At 71.8% G+C, this 19,853-nt stretch carries 18 protein-coding genes; 11 read left to right on the top strand and 7 right to left on the bottom strand.

Annotated elements, in window-relative coordinates:
* Window positions 1–86: 86 nt before the first annotated feature.
* Entirely contained in the window at window positions 87–956 is an 870-nt protein-coding gene (locus IEY82_RS18785) for a LysR family transcriptional regulator (RefSeq protein WP_189125440.1), read from the bottom strand.
* A gap of 339 nt (window positions 957–1,295) precedes the next feature.
* Between IEY82_RS18785 and IEY82_RS18780 the strand changes: the two genes are divergently transcribed.
* Complete coding sequence (locus IEY82_RS18780) at window positions 1,296–2,516, top strand: neutral zinc metallopeptidase (protein ID WP_225262975.1); 1,221 nt, start codon at window positions 1,296–1,298, stop codon at window positions 2,514–2,516.
* A 132-nt stretch (window positions 2,517–2,648) separates the two neighbouring features.
* On the top strand, window positions 2,649–4,337 hold the full coding sequence (locus IEY82_RS18775) for an LCP family protein (protein WP_225262973.1): 1,689 nt from the start codon (window positions 2,649–2,651) through the stop codon (window positions 4,335–4,337).
* 64 nt (window positions 4,338–4,401) lie between these two features.
* Here the strand turns inward: IEY82_RS18775 and IEY82_RS18770 are convergent, their stop codons facing one another.
* Window positions 4,402–6,438 (bottom strand): spermine/spermidine synthase domain-containing protein, encoded by a 2,037-nt coding sequence (locus IEY82_RS18770; protein ID WP_189125439.1) that lies wholly within the window; start codon window positions 6,436–6,438, stop codon window positions 4,402–4,404.
* 183 nt (window positions 6,439–6,621) lie between these two features.
* Here IEY82_RS18770 and IEY82_RS18765 point away from each other — a divergent pair, with 183 nt between their 5' ends.
* Window positions 6,622–7,980 (top strand): S8 family peptidase, encoded by a 1,359-nt coding sequence (locus IEY82_RS18765; RefSeq protein ID WP_189125438.1) that lies wholly within the window; start codon window positions 6,622–6,624, stop codon window positions 7,978–7,980.
* Window positions 7,981–7,986: 6 nt separating this feature from the next.
* Here IEY82_RS18765 and IEY82_RS18760 read toward each other — a convergent pair whose 3' ends face one another.
* A complete protein-coding gene (locus IEY82_RS18760; protein ID WP_189125437.1) occupies window positions 7,987–8,757 on the bottom strand; it encodes an ABC transporter permease in 771 nt (256 codons plus the stop codon).
* Window positions 8,754–9,500 carry an ABC transporter ATP-binding protein gene (locus IEY82_RS18755; RefSeq protein ID WP_189125436.1) on the bottom strand — a complete coding sequence of 249 codons (747 nt, stop codon included), beginning with the start codon at window positions 9,498–9,500 and terminating at the stop codon, window positions 8,754–8,756. The genes IEY82_RS18760 and IEY82_RS18755 overlap by 4 nt, the downstream gene beginning before the upstream one ends.
* Before the next feature lie 61 nt (window positions 9,501–9,561).
* Here IEY82_RS18755 and IEY82_RS18750 point away from each other — a divergent pair, with 61 nt between their 5' ends.
* Window positions 9,562–10,269, top strand: a complete 708-nt coding sequence (locus tag IEY82_RS18750; RefSeq protein ID WP_189125435.1) for a TetR/AcrR family transcriptional regulator — start codon at window positions 9,562–9,564, stop codon at window positions 10,267–10,269.
* On the opposite strand, the gene IEY82_RS18745 is transcribed toward IEY82_RS18750, so the two are convergent.
* A complete protein-coding gene (locus IEY82_RS18745; RefSeq protein ID WP_225262972.1) occupies window positions 10,195–10,527 on the bottom strand; it encodes a DUF4190 domain-containing protein in 333 nt (110 codons plus the stop codon). The genes IEY82_RS18750 and IEY82_RS18745 overlap by 75 nt on opposite strands.
* A 131-nt stretch (window positions 10,528–10,658) precedes the next feature.
* Between IEY82_RS18745 and IEY82_RS18740 the strand changes: the two genes are divergently transcribed.
* Window positions 10,659–11,459 carry an ion transporter gene (locus tag IEY82_RS18740; protein ID WP_189125434.1) on the top strand — a complete coding sequence of 267 codons (801 nt, stop codon included), beginning with the start codon at window positions 10,659–10,661 and terminating at the stop codon, window positions 11,457–11,459.
* 4 nt (window positions 11,460–11,463) lie between these two features.
* On the opposite strand, the gene rpsD is transcribed toward IEY82_RS18740, so the two are convergent.
* On the bottom strand, window positions 11,464–12,078 hold the full coding sequence (gene rpsD / locus IEY82_RS18735) for a 30S ribosomal protein S4 (protein WP_189125468.1): 615 nt from the start codon (window positions 12,076–12,078) through the stop codon (window positions 11,464–11,466).
* A 78-nt stretch (window positions 12,079–12,156) separates the two neighbouring features.
* Here rpsD and IEY82_RS18730 point away from each other — a divergent pair, with 78 nt between their 5' ends.
* Window positions 12,157–12,858, top strand: coding sequence for a DUF2470 domain-containing protein (locus tag IEY82_RS18730; RefSeq protein WP_189125433.1), 702 nt, complete (start codon window positions 12,157–12,159; stop codon window positions 12,856–12,858).
* Window positions 12,859–12,941: 83 nt separating this feature from the next.
* Window positions 12,942–13,511 (top strand): hypothetical protein, encoded by a 570-nt coding sequence (locus tag IEY82_RS18725; RefSeq protein WP_189125432.1) that lies wholly within the window; start codon window positions 12,942–12,944, stop codon window positions 13,509–13,511.
* Window positions 13,512–13,570: 59 nt separating this feature from the next.
* Here the strand turns inward: IEY82_RS18725 and IEY82_RS18720 are convergent, their stop codons facing one another.
* Window positions 13,571–14,746, bottom strand: a complete 1,176-nt coding sequence (locus tag IEY82_RS18720) for an ROK family transcriptional regulator (protein WP_189125431.1) — start codon at window positions 14,744–14,746, stop codon at window positions 13,571–13,573.
* Between the two features lie 218 nt (window positions 14,747–14,964).
* Between IEY82_RS18720 and zwf the strand changes: the two genes are divergently transcribed.
* Genes zwf through eda form a run of 4 tightly spaced genes read left to right on the top strand, consistent with a single transcriptional unit; the run spans window position 14,965 to window position 19,815 of the window.
* Window positions 14,965–16,383 carry a glucose-6-phosphate dehydrogenase gene (zwf, locus tag IEY82_RS18715; protein WP_229697610.1) on the top strand — a complete coding sequence of 473 codons (1,419 nt, stop codon included), beginning with the start codon at window positions 14,965–14,967 and terminating at the stop codon, window positions 16,381–16,383.
* Entirely contained in the window at window positions 16,380–18,227 is a 1,848-nt protein-coding gene (edd, locus tag IEY82_RS18710) for a phosphogluconate dehydratase (protein WP_189125429.1), read from the top strand. Before zwf ends, edd begins: the two co-directional genes overlap by 4 nt.
* Window positions 18,224–19,207 carry a glucokinase gene (locus IEY82_RS18705; RefSeq protein ID WP_225262999.1) on the top strand — a complete coding sequence of 328 codons (984 nt, stop codon included), beginning with the start codon at window positions 18,224–18,226 and terminating at the stop codon, window positions 19,205–19,207. Before edd ends, IEY82_RS18705 begins: the two co-directional genes overlap by 4 nt.
* On the top strand, window positions 19,204–19,815 hold the full coding sequence (gene eda, locus IEY82_RS18700; RefSeq protein WP_189125428.1) for a bifunctional 4-hydroxy-2-oxoglutarate aldolase/2-dehydro-3-deoxy-phosphogluconate aldolase: 612 nt from the start codon (window positions 19,204–19,206) through the stop codon (window positions 19,813–19,815). The genes IEY82_RS18705 and eda overlap by 4 nt, the downstream gene beginning before the upstream one ends.
* The last annotated feature ends 38 nt before the right edge of the window (window positions 19,816–19,853 follow it).

Genomic DNA, 19,853 nt, shown 5'->3' with positions numbered 1-19,853 from the left:
CGCGCCGATGGCGGGCTTCGTGCGGGGAAGGGATCACGCGGCCCCGCGTGGCGGGGCGTGAGGAGGGAGCGGGCCCGGCCGAGCGGTCAGGCGGCGGTGCCCTTCTCGGCGGTGGACAGGAAGTCCTGGGCGATCAGCGGCAGGCGGCGGCGGGCGTGCACCACGGCGATGACGCGCCGCACGGCCGGATCGAGCGAGCGCACCACGAGGCCCGCCCTGCTGGCCTGCTCGGCCATGCCCCGATACCACAGCAGGGACGCCTGGCCGCTGCGCGCGGCCTTGAGCCAGCCGTTGCGTTCGTCGGTCTCGAGCACGACCACGGGGTTGACGGCGTACTTGCCGAACATCGCGTCGAGCTCTCTGCGCCGCACGCTGCCGCGCGCGGGCAGGGCCAGCCGCATGCCGTCGAGCCGGCCCATGGGGACGGGACTGGGCAGTTCGAGGCCGGGCGGGGAGATCAGCACGATCTCCTGGCGTTCGAGCGGGTGGGTGACGAGGTCGGTGGGCACCGGCAGATCGGTCAGCCCGAGATCGGCCCGCTGCTCCCTGATCGCGCTGACGACGGCCTCGCGGCCCTCGCAGCGCACGATGTGGACGCGGACGCCCGGATGCTCGGCCGCGTAGGCGGGCAGCAGCCGCCCCGCGAGGCCGGGTTCGAGGCTCGGGGTGGAGGCGATGCGCAGCTCCGCCTCCGCCGATCCGGTGTGGTTGGCCAGGCCCTCGATCTCGCGGACGGCGTCGAGCGCCTCGCGGGCGAGCTTGACCACCCGGCGGCCCTGTGCGGTGACCACGACGCCGCGTCCCGAGCGGGCGAAGAGCGTCATGCCGAGCTCGCGTTCCAGATCCCGGATCGCGCGCGAAAGCGCAGGCTGCGCGATGTAGAGCGACCTGGCCGCGTCAGTCATGGTGCGGTGCTCCGCAGTCGCGACCACGTAGCGGAGCTGCTGGAGGTTCATGCTGAAGAAGCTAGGACAACGCCTGCCGCGCGGTGGGGAACATAGCGGAGATCACCTCGAATGATTTCGGACTGTAACCGAGCGCTGTCACATCCGTGACGGGTGATAAATCAGTATGCTTCTGCCCCAAATTTGACAAAGGTCCGGGGAGCGACCACACAAGTCGCTTAATACGGACGAACGACCACAGGGGGCGACATGGTGACAGGCAACGGGCAGCATCCACCCCTGCCACCAGAGCCCGGACAGCCCCAGCGGCCACGATCCCTCCCGTGGCCTCCCCCGGCGCAGGGGGGAGCGCGGCCCCAGAGTCCGCCTTACCAGCACCCCTACCCGCCCGTGCCGCAGGGGCAGCCGTACCAGCAGCCCTATCCACCACAAGGGCAGCCCTACCAGCAGCCGCAGGGCCGGCCGTACCAGCAGCCCTTACCCGGGCACCGGGGGATGCCCTACCCGCAGCAGCCCCCGCCCCCGCCCCCGCCGCCTCAGGCCTGGCCGCCCTCGCGCCCGCCGACGCCGCCTCCGCCGCCCATGCACGGGCCCTATGGGCAGTGGCCGCCACCCCCGCGCAGGAAGTCGGGCATGGGGGCGGCCGGGATTCTCGGGATCGTGTTCGGCTCGATGGCGGCGCTGTTCGTGCTGATCGTGATCGGCTCGGTGGCGTTCAAGGACTCCTCCCGGTCGGAGACCACCAACCCGGTCGCGATCCCCAGCTACACGCCGTCCGAGCGACCGAGCGAGCGCGACGACGACGACGGCGCGACCGGCAGGCCGACCCGGCGGCCGACACAGGACACCACGGTCACCCCGCCCAAGCAGGTCACGCTCGACACGAGCCTGAAGAACAACACCCTCTACCGGGCGGGGGCGCTGCCCAGGGTCGGCTGCCGGGCGGGCAACGCGAACATCTTCAACCACGCCCAGCTCAAGGCGCTGATCCTGAAGACGGGCAAGTGCATGGACCGAGCGTGGGGGCCGATCCTGCGGGAGCAGGGCATCGACTTCAGCCCGCCGGGTTACGCGATCGCGCAGGGGCGCGGCCGGGGGGCCTGCGGCGACTACCCGTCGGCGGGGTCCATGGTGCCGTACTACTGCCCCCGCAACAACACGATCTACGCCTCCACCTCGGCCATGTCCAAGGGCAACGGCAACGCCCTCGGCTACGGCCAGATCATCACGTGGAACGGCGGGATCATCAGCATGATGGCCCACGAGTACGGCCACCACGTGCAGAACCTGTCGGGCCTGATGAACTCCTGGTGGTCGCGGACACTGGAGTCGGGCAACAGGAGCGGGAAGCTGGCGCTCAGCAGAAGGCTGGAACTCCAGGCCACCTGTTTCGGCGGCATGTGGATGCGGTCGGTGGCCACGTCCTACCCGATCGGCGCGGCCAACCGCAGCCGCCTGTTCTGGTTCTACAGCCGGCTGGGCGACCAACCCGGTCACCCGCGGGACCACGGCTCCATGGTGAACAACAACCGGTGGTTCAGGCAGGGCTGGCAGAAGAATCAGACGTACCAGTGCAACACCTGGATGGCGCCCTCCTCGACGACGTCCTGACGGTCACGCCAGGTTCATCTCAGCTTGGGCACATGTCTTTGATGTCCCTATATGGGGACTAGAATCCTGGCAATCTTGTGCTCAAACGGGGAGCAGAACCAAGTTTTGCCTGGCAGGCGTTAAGGAGCCGGTGTGAGCAAGCGCGAAGGGGCGGGCACCACGCCGGGGGGCCGGAAACGACGCTCCTCACGCCGTCCTCGTGCGGCGTCGGGCGCCGAGTCCGGCCCTCCGGCGCCTCCTCCCGCCGAACCCGGTCCACCAGCCGCACGGCCGCCCGGCCCGCACCCCGGCCCCCAGACCAACCCTCAGGCCGGGCAGCGGACCGCCCCCCAGGCCGGTTCGCGCCCGGGCCGAGCCGGCGCGCCGCCCCGCTTCGCCAAGCCGCTCAACGCCGGATCCATCCTCGGCTGGACAGCACTGTCCGCCATCGTGCCCGGCGCCGCGCACCTGCGCGCCGGTCACCGGCGCACCGGGCTCGCGCTGCTCGGCGTGTACGCCGCGCTGCTGCTCGCCGCGCTGGCCTTCGCGCTGACCCGCAACGCGGACAACGTCGGCACGCTGATCAGCAACGGCTCCCTGGTGACCGTCATCACCCTCGCCTCGCTGGGCGCGCTGGCCTGGTTCGCCCTGTTGGTGACCTCGTACGTGGCGCTCAACCCCAACCGGCTCAACCAGCAGGGCCAGATCGTCTCGGGCATCGCGGTCGGCATGCTCTGCGTGACCGTGATGGCGCCCTTCGCCCTCACCGCCAACACCGTGCTGACGGCGCGGGACACGCTGCACCAGATCTTCCGCAGCGGATCCACCGATCCCGACGTCGCCCCGGTCAAGAAGGAGGACCCGTGGAACGGCAAGGAGAGGGTGAACTTCCTGCTGGTCGGCGGTGACGCGGCGGGCAACCGCACCGGGGTGCGGACCGACAGCATGAACGTGGCCAGCGTGCACATCGCGACCGGCAACACGGTGCTGTTCAGCCTGCCGCGCAACCTGCAGCACGTACGCTTCCCGCAGTCCTCTCCGCTGCACAAGCAGTTCCCCAACGGCTTCATGGCCGAACTCCCCAACGGTGGGCTGCTCAACGAGGTCTGGCAGTACGCCAACGATCATCCGGACATCATGGGCGGCCACAACAGGGGCCCGCGGGCCCTGATGGACGCCGTCGGCTTCACGCTCAACCTCAAAATCGACTACTACGTCCTGATGAACATGTACGGCTTCGCGGACCTGGTGGACGCCATCGGCGGCCTGACGATCCGCGTCGAGCAGGACGTCAAGTGGGGCGGCACCTTCGGCACCGCGGGCACGATCAAGGCCGGCACCCGCCGGCTGTCAGGCGAGGAGGCCCTGTGGTACGGCCGCTCCCGGGTCAACAGCGACGACTTCTCGCGCATGGGCCGGCAGCGCTGCGTCATCGGCGCGTTCGCGAAGCAGGCCACCCCTGACAAGATCCTGCTGAACTTCACCAAGATCGCCGGCGCGACGAAGCGCCTGGCGCGGACCAACATCCCGCAGGAGCTCCTGGAGCCGTTGGTGGCCCTGGCCCTCGATGTGAAGGGCGCCCGGATCACCAGCACGCAGTTCGTCCCGCCGGACTTCTGGCCGGGGTCGGCCGACTGGGTCAAGATCCGCCGCGCCTCGGCGAAGGCCATCGCCGACTCCCTCAGGCCCCGCCGGGCCCGTACGGCCGACGTGACGGCCTCACCGGGGAGCCCCTCGGCCGCGCCCACCGCGACCCGGACGCGGGTCGCGGTGCCCAGCCAGACCCCGACCCGCAACAGCCAGAAGACCAGCGAGTCCCTGGACGAGCTCTGCGGCCTCTGACCGGTCTGACCCGCCCTGGTCCGACGAAGGCCGGTCAGGCAAGGGCGGGTCAGACAGGGGCGGGTCAGACCAGGGCCGGCCTTCGGGGCAGCAGGGCGAGGGCGCCCAGGTAGAGGACGGCGGCCACGATCAACAGCCCCTGGTAGCCGATGACCAGGGCGAGGTACTCCAGGCACCCGCCCACCATCGCGCCCAGCAGGTTGGCCCCGAACGAGGTCGTCGCGTCGGCCGTCTCGGCGAAGCGCTTGGCGAACACCACGTTCGCCGCGAAGATCGGCAGGAACGCCACCGTCACGGCGGCCACCGCCCGCAGCGGCAACGGCAGCGACAGCAGCCAGGCGTTGGGCACCAGCCAGGCCAGCGCCAGCCCGCCGAGGAGCACGGCGTACATGACCGGCAGGGGCGGGGTGCGGAAGCGGCGGGTCACCTCGACGGCGGCGAGGACGGCCACGAGCACCCCGGCGAACACGATCGCGTTGACCACCCACGTGGTGCCGAACAGCAGCGCGAACCCGGTCACGCTCTTGGTCTCCAGCAGCATGAAGGCCACGCCCAGCAGGAACAGGTCGGCGTACGGGCGCATCCGCCGGTAGGGGCCGGCCACGACGCGCACGGCCAGCAGGCTGACGGCGAGGATCAGCCCGAGCGTGATGAGGTAGATCGGCGGGATGTCGCCGTCCTTGAGGTAGAGGAAGGGCCGGTCGTCGAGCGCGGGCGGCGGCGTGCCGGCCGTGGCCCCGGCCCAGGGCGCGGCGCAGCGCTGGGCCTCGGGGGTGAAGCCGGCCGTGATGACGGCCTGCTGCCCGGCGGTGCTCACCACGTCGACGCACGGCTTGTGGCCGAAGGCGCTCTGCACGGTGGAGGCGAGCCGGTCGACCAGCCAGGTCTCCCGGTAGTAGTTGTACATGGAGAACGCGCCGCCGGGTTTGAGGTGGGCGCGGGCGGCCCGCATCGCCTCCTCGGTGAACAGGTAGCTCTCCAGCCGCAGCGAGCTGGCCCCCGACACCAGCGTGAGCGAGTCGGGCAGCGCGAACAGGATCAGGTCGTAGCGCCTGGAGGTGCGTTCGAGGAACGCCCGGCCGTCGGTGACGTGCGTTGTCACGCGAGGGTCGTCGTAGGGGTGGTCGGGGTGGGTGGAGCCGCCGAGCTCGCGCAGCTTGGGGTCGATCTCGACGGCGTCGACGTGGCCGGCGCCCTTGGACAGCGCGATCGCGACGTCGGTGCCGCTGCCCGCCCCGACGATGAGCACGTCCTTCGGCGGGCTGGTGACGCGTTCGTACGGCAGGCCGTACTGCCGCTCCCATTCCAGGCGGGCGGCGGCGGGCACGGCCTGCTGGTGCGGGATGCCGTTGACGGCGATGTCGGTCACCGGCACGCCGAGCTGCTCGAACTGCCGGAAGGTCACCTTGTAGTAGGGCGACCACAGGGCGCCGGCGGTGAGCGTCTCGGCCAGCAGCAGCCCCACGACGGCGAGCGACGGCACCACCACGAAGCCGAGGTAGGTGACGAGCGGCCGGGGCACGAGCAGCAGCGCGTAGGCGACGGCGGCGATCAGTCCCCAGAAGATGGGCGGCGCGCTCAGGAACGACAGGGCGGTGAACGCGGCGATGCCGGTGAGGCTGCCGATCAGGTCGTAGCGGTAGGCCTCCAGGCGCGGCAGCTCGGGGAAGCAGCGGCCGACCAGCTCGGCCGGGCCCATGAGGACCAGCGCCGCCGCGCAGAAGATCACCGGCAGGATGAGCCAGGCGGGCGGCCCGGTGGTCGCCAGGCTCGTCCAGTAGAGGACGCCCTCGGTGTCGCGGTCGACGGTGACGGGGAACGTCAGGACGACGATCACCAGGCCGAACAGCACCACGGGCGAGTAGTAGGGCTGCCGCTTGGACCTGCCCACGCGCAGGAACCCGAGCCCGATGCCGAGGAACGAGCCGAGCAGCACGAAGTTGGTGAAGTAGCTCAGGTGCACGATGTTGGACCCGGTCCACCGGATCAGCGCCAGCTCCAGGAAGAGCATGAAGGCGCTGGCGAGGATGAGTCTCGGGCGCACCGCCAGCCAGTGGTCTCCGGTGCCGGCTGTGACCGTCTGCTGGGCCTGGAGCGTCATGGGCAATCACCGTAATGAACGGACCGGGAACACGGAAGCCTGACGCTCGGGAACGACCGACAAGCACTTCTGTCCGGATTAAGGCATCTCAGCAGGTCACATCCCTTATGAACCGCTGGACGCGCCCGTGCGGATGGAGGAATGTGGGGACGTTCGTTTCCCCCACACGACCGGTGGTGACTCATGCGGGTCCTGATCCAGCTCCGCCCCTCCCCCGACCTGGTCGCGGCCGTCACCGACCCGGCCCGCGCGGTCACCACGGCCGACGTGGCCGACGGCCTGCCCGGGGTCGAGCTCGACGCCGGCTTCGCCCCGGTCGCCGTGCCCCGGCCGATCCCGGCGGCGGGCGGCGACCCGCTCTCCCTCAACCAGCCGCTCGGCTTCTCGCTGGCCGCCGAGGACGCCTCGGTGCTGGTGCGGGGCACGATCTCCGACGACGAGCTCGCCACCCGGGTGACCCTGCTGCAGACGCTGCGCCCCGACGTGGCCGGCGTGTTCGCCGATCCGGTCATCGAGTCCTCGCTGACCTGCGGAGGCGACCCGCCGGTCGGCGACTGGCACGACGTGGAGCGGCTGCTCGACGTCGCCGGCCTGGGCGCCGAGGGGCTCGACGGCGCGGGGGTGGCCGTGGCCGTGCTCGACACCGGCGTCAACACCGCCCACGTCACCCGGCAGCTCGGCAGGAACGTCACGCTCGACGCCCAGCGAAGCTGGTGCCCCACGGGCGTGACCGGCAGGCCGGGCGAGTTCGAGGTCGACCACGGCACGATGTGCGCCTTCGACACGCTCATCGGCGCGCCCCAGGCGTCCGTGCTCGACGTCCCGGTGCTGCTGTCCACCCGGCCCGGCGGCTCGGCGCTCGACGGCCTGCTGTCCGACGCCGTGGCGGCGTTCGCGCACCTCTACACGGTGCTCAACGCGCAGCCCGAGGCGTCCAGGGCGCTGGTGGTCTCCAACTCGTGGGGCTCGTTCTCCCCCGAATGGGACTTTCCGGTCGGCCATCCGGGCAACTACTCCGACAACGCGGCGCACCCGTTCAACCTGATGGTGGCCGCTCTCGACCAGGCGGGCGCGGACGTGCTGTTCGCGGCGGGCAACTGCGGGCGCGAGTGCCGGGACGGCCGGTGCGCCTATCCGGACCGGCCGATCGCCGGGGCCAACTCCCATCCCAAGGCCCTGTCGGTGGGCGGCGTCGACGTCAACGGCGGCCGGGTCGGCTACTCCTCGCAGGGTCCGGGGCGGCTCACCTCGCGCAAGCCCGACCTCTGCGCCTACACGCACTTCTCGGGGTCCAAGGCGTTCGGTGAGGGCGAGGCCGACTCGGGCACGTCGGCGGCGACGCCGGTCGCGGCCGGGCTGGTCGCCGCCGTCCGCACCCGGTGGCCCTCCTCACGGCTGTCACCGTCGCAGCTGCGCTCGCTGCTGCGCCGCACCGCCGACGACCGCAGCGAGGTGGGCTTCGACTACGACTACGGCTACGGGACCATCGACCCGGCCGGGATCATCGCCGCGCTCCGCCGCAGGGCCAAGAGCCTCGGCTGAGACGGGTCAGGCGTTCACCCGGCCGATCACCCGGGTCCCGACGGCCAGGCTGACCACGGCGAAGACCACGGTCACCGCGACGCCGGCGCCGACGGTGCCGGTGAGGTAGCGCCCGGCGAACAACTCGCGCAGCGCCTCGAGCACGTACCTGAACGGGCTGAGGCGCGAGAGCGCGTCGAGCCAGCCGGGCGCCATCGACATCGGCAGGAACGAGCCCGACAGCAGCATGAGCGGCACCACCACGGTCGATATGACCGGCGCGAACAGTTGCTCGTTCATGGTGAGCGCGGCGGCGTAGGACAGCGCCGCCAGGCTCATCCCCAGCACCACCACCAGCGCCAGCCCGGCCAGCAGCCCGGTGGCGGGCGCCCGCAGGCCGAAGGCGAAGCCGGCCGCCAACAGCAGCAGGGTCTGCAGGATCAGCGTCACCGCGTTGTTGAGCACCCGCCCGAGCAACAGGGCCAGGCGACTGGCCGGGGTGACCCGCATCCGCTCCAGCACCCCCGAGCGCTTCTCGAAGACGACCCCGAACCCCGCCATGCCGGAGCTCAGCAGCCCGAGCTGCAGAATCAGCCCGGGCACCAGGGTCTCCCAGGTGCCGAAGGTGGCGAAGATCGGCCCGAACAGCACGAGGAAGAGCAGCGGCTGCGTGGCGCCGAAGACGAGGCCGACCCTCTGCCGCAGGGTGGCGCCCAGGTCGTGGCGGAACAGCAGCCAGGTGTCGCGCAGCACCGGGAACCGCCCGCGCCCGGCCAGGGCCTCCGCCGTGATCGTCATACTCCCGCCTCCTCGCGCAGCGACCGGCCGGTGATGTCGAGGAACACCTCGTCGAGCGTCCGGCCGCCGGTCTTGAGCTCGGCCGGAGCGCCCTCGGCCACGATGCGGCCGTGGTCGATGATCAGCAGCCGGTCGCACAGGGCGTCGGCCTCGTCCAGGTAGTGCGTGGTCAGGAAGACCGTCACGCCGTGCTCGTCGCGCAGGGCGCGGATGTGGTCCCACAGGTTGGCCCGGCTCTGCGGGTCGAGCCCGGTGGTGGGCTCGTCGAGGAAGAGCAGGGCGGGCCGGTGCAGCATGCCGAACGCCAGGTCGAAGCGGCGGCGCTGCCCGCCGGAGAGCGCGCCGCCTGGCCTGTCCTCCAGTCCGGCGAGGTCGAGTCGCGTCATCACCTCGCGGGTGCGGGCCCGCGCCTCCTCGCGCCGCATGCCGTACAGCATGGCCTGCAGTTCGAGCTCCCTGGCCGGCGGCGCGACGGGGTTGATCCCGCCGCCCTGCGAGACGTAGCCGATGCGCCGGCGCACGCCGCGCGGGTCGGCGAGCAGGTCGTGGCCGGCCACGGTGGCCGTGCCGGACGTGGGCGGGAGCAGCGTCGTCAGCATGCGCATGGTCGTGGTCTTGCCCGCGCCGTTGGGGCCGAGGAAGCCGACGATCTCACCCCGCTCCACGGTCAGGTCCACGCCTCCGACGGCCTCGACGCCGCCCTTGAAGGTCTTGCTCAGACCCACTGTCTCAATCAATTTCATCGCCTCCAAAATTAGAGTAGACCAAATTTTAGAGTGACTGCAATATTGATACGATGCAGGCATGGACGAAGGGCTGCGGGAACGCAAGAAGCGCGAGACCCGGCAGCGCATCGCGGACATGGCGATGGGGCTGTTCCTGGCGCGCGGGTTCGACGACGTCACCGTGGCCGAGGTGGCGCGGGCCGCCGACGTCTCGGTCAACACGGTCTTCAACTACTTCGGCACCAAGGAAGACCTCTTCCTCGACCGCCAGAGCGAGGCCGAGGACGTGCCGAGCCGGGTGGTGCGCGAGCGAGAGCCGGGCGAGAGCGTGGTCACGGCCTTCCGGCACGACTTCCTCGAGGCGATCGACCAGGGCGACTGGCGCTACGGGCTCAACGAGGGCGCCGACGCGTTCGCGCGGCTGGTGTTCGAGAGCCCGGCGCTGCTGGCCCGGATGCGCGAGATGGACCACGCCATCAACGGCAACCTGGCCGCCACCATCGCGGAGGAGACCGGCGCCGGGCCCGGCGACCTCACGCCGCAGTTCGTGGCGGGGCAGATCCTGGGCGCCACCCGGCTGCTGGCCCGTCACGCGCTCTGGCGCAGGCAGGCGGGCGACAGCTGGCAGCGGATCAGACCGGAGCTGCGCGAGCAGGCCGAAGCCCTGTTCGACCTGCTGGAGAAGGGGATCGGCGACTACGGCCGGCGGCCGCTAGTCCAGGCCGCCCAACATGGCGGCGCCGCCGAAGACCACGAACATGAGCACGTAGAAGGCGATCACGGCTAGGAACAGGCAGGTGCTGACGATGCCGCAGATGCGTCCCGCCTGCACCATGCCGCGGTTCTCGTACACATAACCGCTGCCGTCGATCTCGCGCAGCGCCTTGGTGCCCATCGACCAGGCGAAGGGCCCGATGAACGCGCAGACGACCAGGCTCAGGATGCCCAGCACCAGGATCGTGGTGCCGTTGGGATGCGTCTGGGGCGGCGGGCCGTAGTAGGAGGGGCCATAGTTGGGATAGGACATCTGCGGTCGGCCCCTCATCCATCGGCGTTTAGGCGGTTTTTATACCACAGGACATCTCTTGACAGGTGGTTGCGGGATACTTGATGACGGTGTGATCATCTACGCCATCATGGTGGGGCAACCGCAGCCGTCCTGAGGAGCCCACCCCTGTGCGTGAGCGCACCCGCGCCTTCATCAACCATCGGCGTTTCCAGCAGTTCATCGTCGGTGTCATCCTGGTCAACGCGGCCACCCTCGGTCTGGAGACGGTCCCCTCGGTCGCCGCCCGGTACGGCGACGTGCTCTGGGCGATCGACCACGTGGCGCTCTACATCTTCGTCACGGAACTGCTGGCCAAGATCTACGTCGAACGGGCCCGCTTCCCACGTGATCCGTGGAACATCTTCGACACCGTGATCGTCGGCATCGCGCTGTTGTCGACCACGGGCGGGCTCTCGGTGCTGAGGTCGCTGCGCATCCTGCGGGTGCTGCGCCTGCTGTCGGTCGTGCCCAGCCTGCGCCGCGTGGTCTCGGCGCTGCTGCGCGCGATGCCCGGCATGAGCTCGATCGTGGTGCTGCTCTCCCTGGTGTTGTACGTGGCCGCCGTGATGGCCACCAAGATGTACGGCGAGGCCGTGCCGGAGCGCTTCGGCAGCCTGCCGACCTCGCTGTTCACCCTCTACCAGACGATGACCGGCGACGACTGGGGCAACATCGCCAGAGACGTGATGCAGGAGCACCCGTCGGCCTGGATCTTCTTCACCATCTTCATCCTGATCTGCACGTTCGTGGTGCTCAACCTGTTCATGGCGGTCGTCGTGAGCGCCATGGAGGAGGAGTCGGCCATGGAGCGGGCCGAGCTGGCCGAGCTGGAGGACACCTCGGCCGCCTCGACCCGGCTGATCCTGGCCGAGCTGGCCGCGCTCCGCGCGGAGATCAACGAGCTGCGCCGGGAGAAAGCCCTGGAGTAGGGCGTCAACGGGAGTAGTGCTCGACGACGAGCTGCTCGTCCACGGGGACGGCGATCTGGTCGCGCTCGGGCTTGCTCGTCAGCGTGAACCGCAGGTCGGCGTGGTCGACGGACAGGTAGGGCGCGATCCGCTCGTCGGCGTGCACGCCCTCGGCGGCGGCCACGAACGGCTGCATCCGGCGCGACCTCTCACGCACCGAGACGACCTGTCCGGGCTTCACCAGATAGCTCGGGATGTCCACCTTGCGGCCGTCGACGGCGATGTGGCCGTGCGTCACGTACTGGCGGGCCGCGTAGATCGACGGCGCCAGGCCGGCCCGCAGCACCAGGGAGGCGAGCCTCGTCTCCAGCAGGGAGACCAGCTCGGCGCCCGAGGCGCCGGGCCTGCGCACGGCGAGGTCCCAGTAGCGCCGCAACTGCCGCTCCGACACGTCGTAGTACCAGCGCAGCTTCTGCTTCTCCAGCAGGCGCGTGCCGTAGTCGCCCATGGCGCGCCGGTTGGTCTTGCGGCCGTGCTCGCCCGGCGGGTAGGGCCGCTGCTCGAAGTAGCGGACGGCTTTCCTGGTCAGCGGCACACCCGCGCGGCGCGACAGCCTCACCTTGGGACCGGTGTAGCGCACGTTCGCCTCCATGTGATTAGGTAAACCTTACTTAGGTAAGCCTAACCTATCGCTTTCTGCTCCCTCAAGGAGGCGCCCATGCTGCCGATCCCCGAGCGGATCCGCACGCTCGCCACGACCGCCCGCGTCGCCCGGCTGTCCGTCGACGGCACGCCCGCCCCGGCCCAGGGCGGAGTCGACGAACGTGGCCGTCCGGTCCTGCTGGTGCGGCCGGGCGAGCCGCTGCACGGGCTGTGCGACGACGCCGTCGTCGCGGTCAACCTGACCACGATGCGCCGCCTCGGTGAGATCGAGCATCCGCGGGCGATGATCGAGGTGCAGGGCTGGGCTCAGGCCGTGCCCTTCGAGCAGGCGCGCGCCGCGGCGGTGTCGGTGTCGGCGCGCTGCCCCGACGAGGCGCTGTTCGACGCCCTGGAGAGGTACGGCGAGCCGGACGCCCCCCGGTTGCTGCGGTTGGACGTGGGCCAGGTGATCTACCTGACCGGGCAGGAGTCGGGGGTGCTCGACGCCGACGACTACCTCGACGCGGCACCCGATCCGCTGGCCGAGACGGCCGAGCGCGTGCTGGCCCACATCAACGACGCGCACCGGCCGCAGCTCGCCGGCGGGGTGACCCGGCACCTGGGCGAGGAGGCCGGCGAGGTGTGGCTGTGGGAGCTCGACCGCTACGGCGCCACGGTGCGCACGGACGACTCCCTGATCCGCTTCCCGTGGCCGTCCCCGGTCCGCACCGGCCTCTGCCTGGAGACCGCCCTGCGGGGCCTGCTGTGCGCGTGCTGAGGGCGGCCGGAGGATGATCGCCTTGATCACGATTCGCCCAGAGCCGCCCGAGTGGTCGCGCGGGCTCACTATCATCGGCGGCTGTGAGCGACTCGGAGCGGCGCGGGCGTGTTCTGATGGTCGCCGGCGTGCTGGCCGGCGGCCTCATGCTGGCCGCCGCCGCGATCCTGGGCCTCGGCCGGCCGGCGGGCACCTCGCTGTCCCCGGTCAGCCTCCCGGCCCAGGCCGGTGACCGGCCGGCCAAGCCCGCGACGACCCTGTCCACCGGGAAGATCAGGGTGCGGGCCACAGGAGTCACCACCCGGCCGCCCGTCACGCGCCCGTCCCACAGCTCGCGGCCGTCGCTCAGGGCCGGCGGCAGCCCGGCGGCCACCCGCCCGTCGCGCACGCCGAAGCCGACGGCCGACCCGACGACCCGCCCGACGACCCGCCCGACGACCCGTCCGACGGCCCGCCCGACGTCCGACCCCACGGGGACTCCGGCGACGAGCCCCACGGCGCAGGCCGGTCGCTCCTTCGTGACGCCCGCCATGCCCTATTCGGCCGTGCCCACCCGGACCCACCCGCCGACCGGCAGCGGTGCTCCCGCGCTGAGCCCGGCCCCGGTCAGCACACCACCGGGTTACGGCGAGGCCGTGTCGCCGCTCGACTGACGGCCGCTTGGGTGCTCGCCGCTCAGCGCCTCAGCGGCTGACGGGCGCGGGCTCGCGGCTCAGCGCCTGGCCAGGCTGTCGTCGACGGCGTCGGGCGACAGCACGTGGTCCAGCACCATCACCGCGCACCCGGTGATGCCCGCTCCCGCGCCCAGCCTGCTCGGCTCGATGCGCAGCCGGCGGGTCGCCAGCGCGGTGGAACGCCGGTAGACGACCTCGCGGATGCTCGACACCAGCGGCCCGAACGCCTCGGCCACGTCGCCGCCGAGCACCAGAACCGACGGGTTGAGGATGTTGACCGCCCCGGCCAGCACCTCGCCGATGCGGCGCCCGGCCTCGCGCACCATGGCCATCGTCTCGGCGTCGCCCGCGCGCACCAGGGCGGTCACGTCGCCGACGCTCTTGACGTCCTTGCCCGCGGCGCGCAGATCGCGCAGCAACGCGGTGCCGCTGGCCACGGAGTCGACGCAGTCGACGTTGCCGCAGCGGCACAGCACGCCGCCGCCGTCGCGCACCGGGATGTGCCCGATCTCGCCGGCCGCGCCCATCGCGCCGCGCAGGATCTCGCCGCCCGCGACGACGCCGGCGCCGATGCGGGTGGACACCTTGACGAACATCAGGTCGCCGAGCTCGGGGTAGACGCCGCGGTGCTCGCCGATGGCCAGCACGTTGACGTCGTTGTCGACCAGCACGGGCACCGGGAACCGCTCGCGGACCATGGGCGGGATCACCACGCCGGTCCACGAGGCCATCACCCGGGCGCTCTCGGCGCGACCCTCGGCGAACTCGACCGTGGCCGGGACGCCCATGCCCACGCCCTTGACCATGGAGCGGGGCCGGTCGCCGAGCAGGTCGTCCCAGGTGTCCATGAGCAGCGGCAGCACCACGTCGGGGCCCTGCTCCACGTCGATGGCGAAGTCGCGTCCGGCCAGCTCGCGTCCGGCCAGGTCGCAGACCGCGACCCGGGTGCGGCTCGCGCCCAGCGCGGCTACCAGCACCAGGCCTCCGGCGGCGTCGAACTCCAGCCGGACCGGGGGCCGCCCGCCGGTGGAGGGGGCGTCGGCGCGCTCCACCACGAGCCCGCGTTCGAGCAGCTCGGCGACGCGCAGCTGCACCGCGGGCCGGGACAGGCCGGTGACCCGGCCGAGGTCCGCGCGGGTCACGGCCTCACCTGTGCGGATGAGGCGGAGCACCTCACCACTGGTGGCGAGGCTCGCGGCGGTACGTCGAGACATCGGCCAAGTGAACCACACCGAGTTAGGTAATGAAAAGTCCCGACTTTCTTATCTCAGATAGCAAAACTCTGCTTGTGCCTGACCCAAACTTCCCACTAATGTCCGTTCTGTCCTTGGTTGATAGATCATCGGAGTATCTCCCCGTGTCCCCCCTCTCGACGTCCGCCACCGCCTACGCCGCCGACCTGGTGGTCTTCGGCGGCACCGGCGACCTGTCCATGCGCAAGCTGCTGCCGGCGCTGTACCACTGCGACCGCGACGGCCGGCTCTCCCCCGAGACCCGCATCATCGCGATGTCCAGGGGCGGACTGACCGACGACGACTTCCGCGGCAAGGTGGACGCCGGCGTACGCCGCCAGGTGCCGGCCGACGACCCCGACGGCTGGCGGCGCTTCCTGGGCCGCCTGCACCATGTGTCGGTCGACGTGGGCCGCCGGGCCGGCGGCGACGACACCGACCTGCCCGGGTGGAGCGCGCTGGCCGCGTTGCTGGCCGGGCAGGAGGAGCGTGACCGGGTGTTCTACCTGGCGAGCCCGCCGCGGACGTTCGGCCCGTTCTGCCGCGAGCTGGCCGCGGCCGGGCTGGTGACGCCGCGCTCGCGGGTGGTGCTGGAGAAGCCGCTCGGCCACGACCTGGTCAGCGCGCGCCGGATCAACGACGAGGTCGGCGCCATCTTCGACGAGCGGCAGATCTTCCGCATCGACCACTACCTGGGCAAGGAGACCGTGCAGAACCTGCTCGTGCTCCGCTTCGCCAACGCCTTCCTGGAGCCGATCTGGAACTCCCTCTGGATCGACCACGTGCAGATCACCGTCGCCGAGACCGTCGGCACGCCCGGCAGACGCGGCTACTACGACCACGCGGGCGCGCTGCGTGACATGGTCCAGAACCACCTGCTGCAACTGCTCTGCATGACCGCGATGGAGCCCCCCGCCCGCAACGACCGGGAGGCGATCCGCGACGAGAAGGTGAAGGTGCTGCAGTCGCTGCTGCCCATCACGGGCACCGAGGCCGACCGGTTCACCGTGCGCGGCCAGTACACCGAGGCCGCCGGGATGCCCGGCTACCTGCACGAGCCCGGCTCCACCCCGCCGACCGAGGCGTCCAGGCGGGTGGAGACGTTCGCCGCGATCCGCGCCGAGATCAGGAACTGGCGCTGGGCCGGGGTGCCCTTCTACCTGCGCACCGGCAAGCGGCTGCCGCGCCGGACGTCGGAGATCGTGGTGCAGTTCAAGGACGTGCCGCACTCCATCTTCCCCGGCGGCACGCCCAACCGGCTGGTGCTGCGGCTGCAGCCGGAGGAGGGCATCGAACTGCACATCATGGCCAAGGAGCCCGGCGCCGGCGAGGTGGCGCTCAAGCCGGTGCCGCTCAGCCTCAGCTTCGGCGAGACGTTCACCGCGCGGGTCCCCGAGGCGTACGAGCGGCTGCTCACGGACGTGCTCGCGGCCAACCCGACCCTCTTCATGCGCCGCGACGAGGTGGAGGCGGCGTGGCGCTGGATCGACCCGATCCTGGCCGCCTGGGAGTCGTCCGCCGACCTGCCCGAGCCCTACCCCGCCGGGTCGACCGGCCCCGCGGGCGCCCACGAACTGCTCGGCCGCAGCGGTCGCGCCTGGCACGAGGAGGAAGCGTGAATCCGGTCATCCAGGAGATCACGGACAGGATCGCCGAGCGCAGCCGGGCCAGCCGTACCGTTTATCTGGAGCGGATCCGGCGCGACGGCGAGGCGGCCCGGGGGCGCGGACCGGCGCGCGCGCACCTCGGCTGCGCCAACCTGGCGCACGGCTTCGCGGCCGCGTCCGCCGAGGACAAGCCCGCCCTGCGGGGCACGGCCAAGCCGGGCGTGGCGATCGTGACCAGCTACAACGACATGCTCTCGGCCCATCAGCCGTACGAGACGTATCCGGCGGAGCTGAAGGCGGCCGTGCGCGCGGCCGGAGGCGTCGCGCAGGTGGCGGGCGGCGTGCCCGCGATGTGCGACGGCGTCACGCAGGGGCGGCCCGGCATGGAGCTGTCGCTCTACAGCCGCGACGTGATCGCCATGGCGACGGCGATCGCGCTGTCGCACGACATGTTCGACGCGACGCTGCTGCTCGGCGTCTGCGACAAGATCGTCCCGGGGCTGCTGATCGGGGCGCTGCACTTCGGGCACCTGCCCGCGATCTTCGTCCCGGCCGGGCCGATGACGTCGGGGCTGCCGAACAAGGTCAAGGCCCGCACCCGCCAGCTCTTCGCCGAGGGCAAGGTGGGCCGGGCCGAGCTGCTGGACGCCGAGGCGAAGTCCTACCACTCCCCCGGCACCTGCACCTTCTACGGCACCGCCAACTCCAACCAGGCGCTGATGGAGGTCATGGGGCTGCACCTGCCGGGCTCGACGTTCGTCAACCCGCACACCGAGCTGCGGCACGCGCTGACCGGGGCGGCCGGCCGCCGCGCGGTGGAGATCACCGCGCACGGCGCCGAGTACACCCCCGTCGGCGAGCTGGTCGACGAGCGGGCGATCGTGAACGCCTGCGTCGCGCTGCTGGCCACCGGCGGCTCCACCAACCACACCCTGCACCTGGTGGCCATGGCCGCCGCCGCGGGCATCGTGCTCACCTGGGACGACCTGGCCTGCCTGTCGAAGGTGGTGCCGTCGCTGACCAGGATCTACCCCAACGGCCAGGCGGACGTGAACCACTTCCGCGACGCGGGCGGCATGCAGGTGCTCATCGGCGACCTGCTCGACGAGGGCCTGCTGCACGCCGACGTGCTGACCGTGGCCGGGCCCGGTCTCGGCCACTACCGGTCGGCTCCCGCCCTGGACGGCGGCGAGCTGGTGTGGAGCGAGGTCACCGGAGGCAGCGCCGACCTGGACGTGCTGCGGCCGGTGTCGGCCCCGTTCGCGGCCGACGGCGGCATCCACATGGTCGACGGCAACCTGGGCCGCGCGGTCAGCAAGGTGTCGGCGGTCAGGCCCGAGCACCTGGTGATCGAGGCGCCCGCCGCGATCTTCGACGACCAGCTCGACCTGCTGCGCGCCTTCGAGGCGGGCGAGCTGGACGGACGCGACTTCGTGGCCGTCATCCGCTACCAGGGGCCGAGCGCCAACGGCATGCCCGAGCTGCACAAGCTCACCCCGCCGCTGGCCGTGCTGCTGGACCGGGGACAGCGCGTGGCGATCGTCACCGACGGCCGGATGTCCGGCGCGTCCGGGAAGGTGCCCGCGGCCATCCACCTGTCGCCCGAGGCGTGCGACGGCGGCCCGATCGCCCTGCTCCGCGACGGCGACATGATCAGGCTCGACTCGGCGGCCGGGACGCTGGAGGCGCTGGTCCCGGCCGAGGAGCTGGCCAGGCGCGCGCCCGAGGGCGGGCCGCCGAGCGACGCGCAGTGGGTCGGCACCGGCCGCGAGCTGTTCGCGGCCTTCCGCCGGATGGCCGGTCACGCCGAGCAGGGCGCCGGGATCTTCGGCGTCAACGGCGCCGAGTCGTGGTGAGCGCCCTGGAGCCGCCGTGGCTGGTGGCCGACATCGGTGGCACCAACGCCAGGTTCGGGCTGGTCACCGCGCCGGGCGCCCGGCCGGCCCACGTCGCGGTGCTGCCCGGCGCCGAGTACGCGACCCTCCCCGAAGCCGTGGCCGCCTATCTCGCCGACCACGCGGGCGGAGTGCGGCCGGGGGCGGCCTGCCTGGCCCTCGCCGGGCCGGTCGACGGCGACCGCTACGAGCTGACGAACTCGCCGTGGGCCGGATCGGCGCGCGACCTCGGCATCCCGTACGTGGCGCTGCTCAACGACTTCGAGGCGCTCGCCCTGTCGCTGCCGCACCTCCGTGGCGACGATCTGGAGCCACTGGGCGGCCCGCAGCCCGGCTCCGGGGTCAAGGCCGTGCTCGGGCCCGGCACCGGGCTGGGCGTGGCCGGGCTGGTGCCGTCGGACGGCGGCTGGATCCCGGTCCCGGGCGAGGGCGGGCACGTCACGGTGCCGGTCCTGGACCAGCGGGAGCTGGAGCTCGTCCGGGTGCTGGGAACCCGCGGACCGGTGGTGGCCGAGCACGTCCTGTCCGGTCCCGGACTGGCGCGGCTGCACCGGGCGCTGGCCCTGGTCAACGACGTGCCCGCGGCCCCGCTGACCGCTTCGGAGATCGTGGCGCGCCTCGACGACCCGCTGTGCGCGGAGACGGTCGAGGTGTTCTGCGGGATGCTGGGCAGCTTCGCGGCGAACGTCGCGCTCACGCTCGGCGCCCGTGGCGGGGTCTACCTGGGCGGCGGGGTGCTGCCCCGTATCGTGGAACATGTGCGTGCCTGTGGCTTCCGCGCCAGGTTCGACAGCAACCCGGACATGTCCGACTACCTGTCCACCATCGCGACCACCCTGATCGTCGCGCCGCAGCCGGCGCTGACCGGCGCCGCCGCCTGGCTGGCCCAGCGCTCCGGCGTCGGCGCGCCCTTCTTCGCACCAGAGGAGAACCTTCGATGAGCCTGCTCGACCTCGCACCCGTGATCCCCGTCGTGGTGATCGACGACGTTCGGACCGCCGTGCCGGTGGCGCGGGCGCTCGTCGCGGGCGGCCTGCCGGTGATCGAGGTGACGTTGCGTACGGACTGCGCGCTGGAGGCGATCGGCCGCATCGCCGCCGAGGTGCCCGAGGCCGTGATCGGCGCCGGGACGATCCGGACCTCCGACGACATCGCCGGATCGCTGGAGGCCGGGGCGAAGTTCCTGGTCTCTCCTGGCACGACCCTGTCGCTGGTCGAGGCGCTGGAGTCGAGCGGGGTGCCGTTCCTGCCCGGCGCCGCCACGGCGTCCGAGGTGATGGCACTGGCCGAACGGGGGCTCAAGGAGCTCAAGTTCTTCCCCGCCGAGGCCGCGGGCGGCGTCGCCTATCTCAAGTCGCTGGCCGGGCCGCTGCCGGACGTTCGGTTCTGCCCGACGGGCGGCATCAGGGCGTCCAGCGTCCCCGACTATCTGGCGCTGCCCAACGTCGGCTGCGTCGGCGGCAGCTGGCTGACCCCGGCCGACGCGCTCGCGGCCGGCGACTGGGGCCGCGTGGAGAAGCTGGCCGCCGACGCGGCGGGACTCGGCTGACGGCGGCCCGCTCCGCTCCGCCTCCGGCGGCGGCGTCG

Source organism: Nonomuraea cavernae (assembly GCF_014646355.1).
GTDB lineage: Bacteria > Actinomycetota > Actinomycetes > Streptosporangiales > Streptosporangiaceae > Nonomuraea > Nonomuraea cavernae.
Note: the sequence above shows the minus strand (reverse complement) of the source record. Positions and strands in the feature narration are given on the sequence as shown.

Coding starts and splice junctions, on each gene's coding strand:
- IEY82_RS18755 (WP_189125436.1), bottom strand. CDS start 9,500: ATGAAATTGATTGAGACAGTGGGTCTGAGCAAGACCTTCAAGGGCGGC.
- IEY82_RS18730 (WP_189125433.1), top strand. CDS start 12,157: ATGCTGCCGATCCCCGAGCGGATCCGCACGCTCGCCACGACCGCCCGC.
- IEY82_RS18720 (WP_189125431.1), bottom strand. CDS start 14,746: ATGTCTCGACGTACCGCCGCGAGCCTCGCCACCAGTGGTGAGGTGCTC.
- eda (WP_189125428.1), top strand. CDS start 19,204: ATGAGCCTGCTCGACCTCGCACCCGTGATCCCCGTCGTGGTGATCGAC.
- IEY82_RS18745 (WP_225262972.1), bottom strand. CDS start 10,527: ATGAGGGGCCGACCGCAGATGTCCTATCCCAACTATGGCCCCTCCTAC.
- IEY82_RS18785 (WP_189125440.1), bottom strand. CDS start 956: ATGAACCTCCAGCAGCTCCGCTACGTGGTCGCGACTGCGGAGCACCGC.
- IEY82_RS18760 (WP_189125437.1), bottom strand. CDS start 8,757: ATGACGATCACGGCGGAGGCCCTGGCCGGGCGCGGGCGGTTCCCGGTG.
- zwf (WP_229697610.1), top strand. CDS start 14,965: ATGCGCAAGCTGCTGCCGGCGCTGTACCACTGCGACCGCGACGGCCGG.
- IEY82_RS18765 (WP_189125438.1), top strand. CDS start 6,622: ATGCGGGTCCTGATCCAGCTCCGCCCCTCCCCCGACCTGGTCGCGGCC.
- IEY82_RS18770 (WP_189125439.1), bottom strand. CDS start 6,438: ATGACGCTCCAGGCCCAGCAGACGGTCACAGCCGGCACCGGAGACCAC.
- IEY82_RS18750 (WP_189125435.1), top strand. CDS start 9,562: ATGGACGAAGGGCTGCGGGAACGCAAGAAGCGCGAGACCCGGCAGCGC.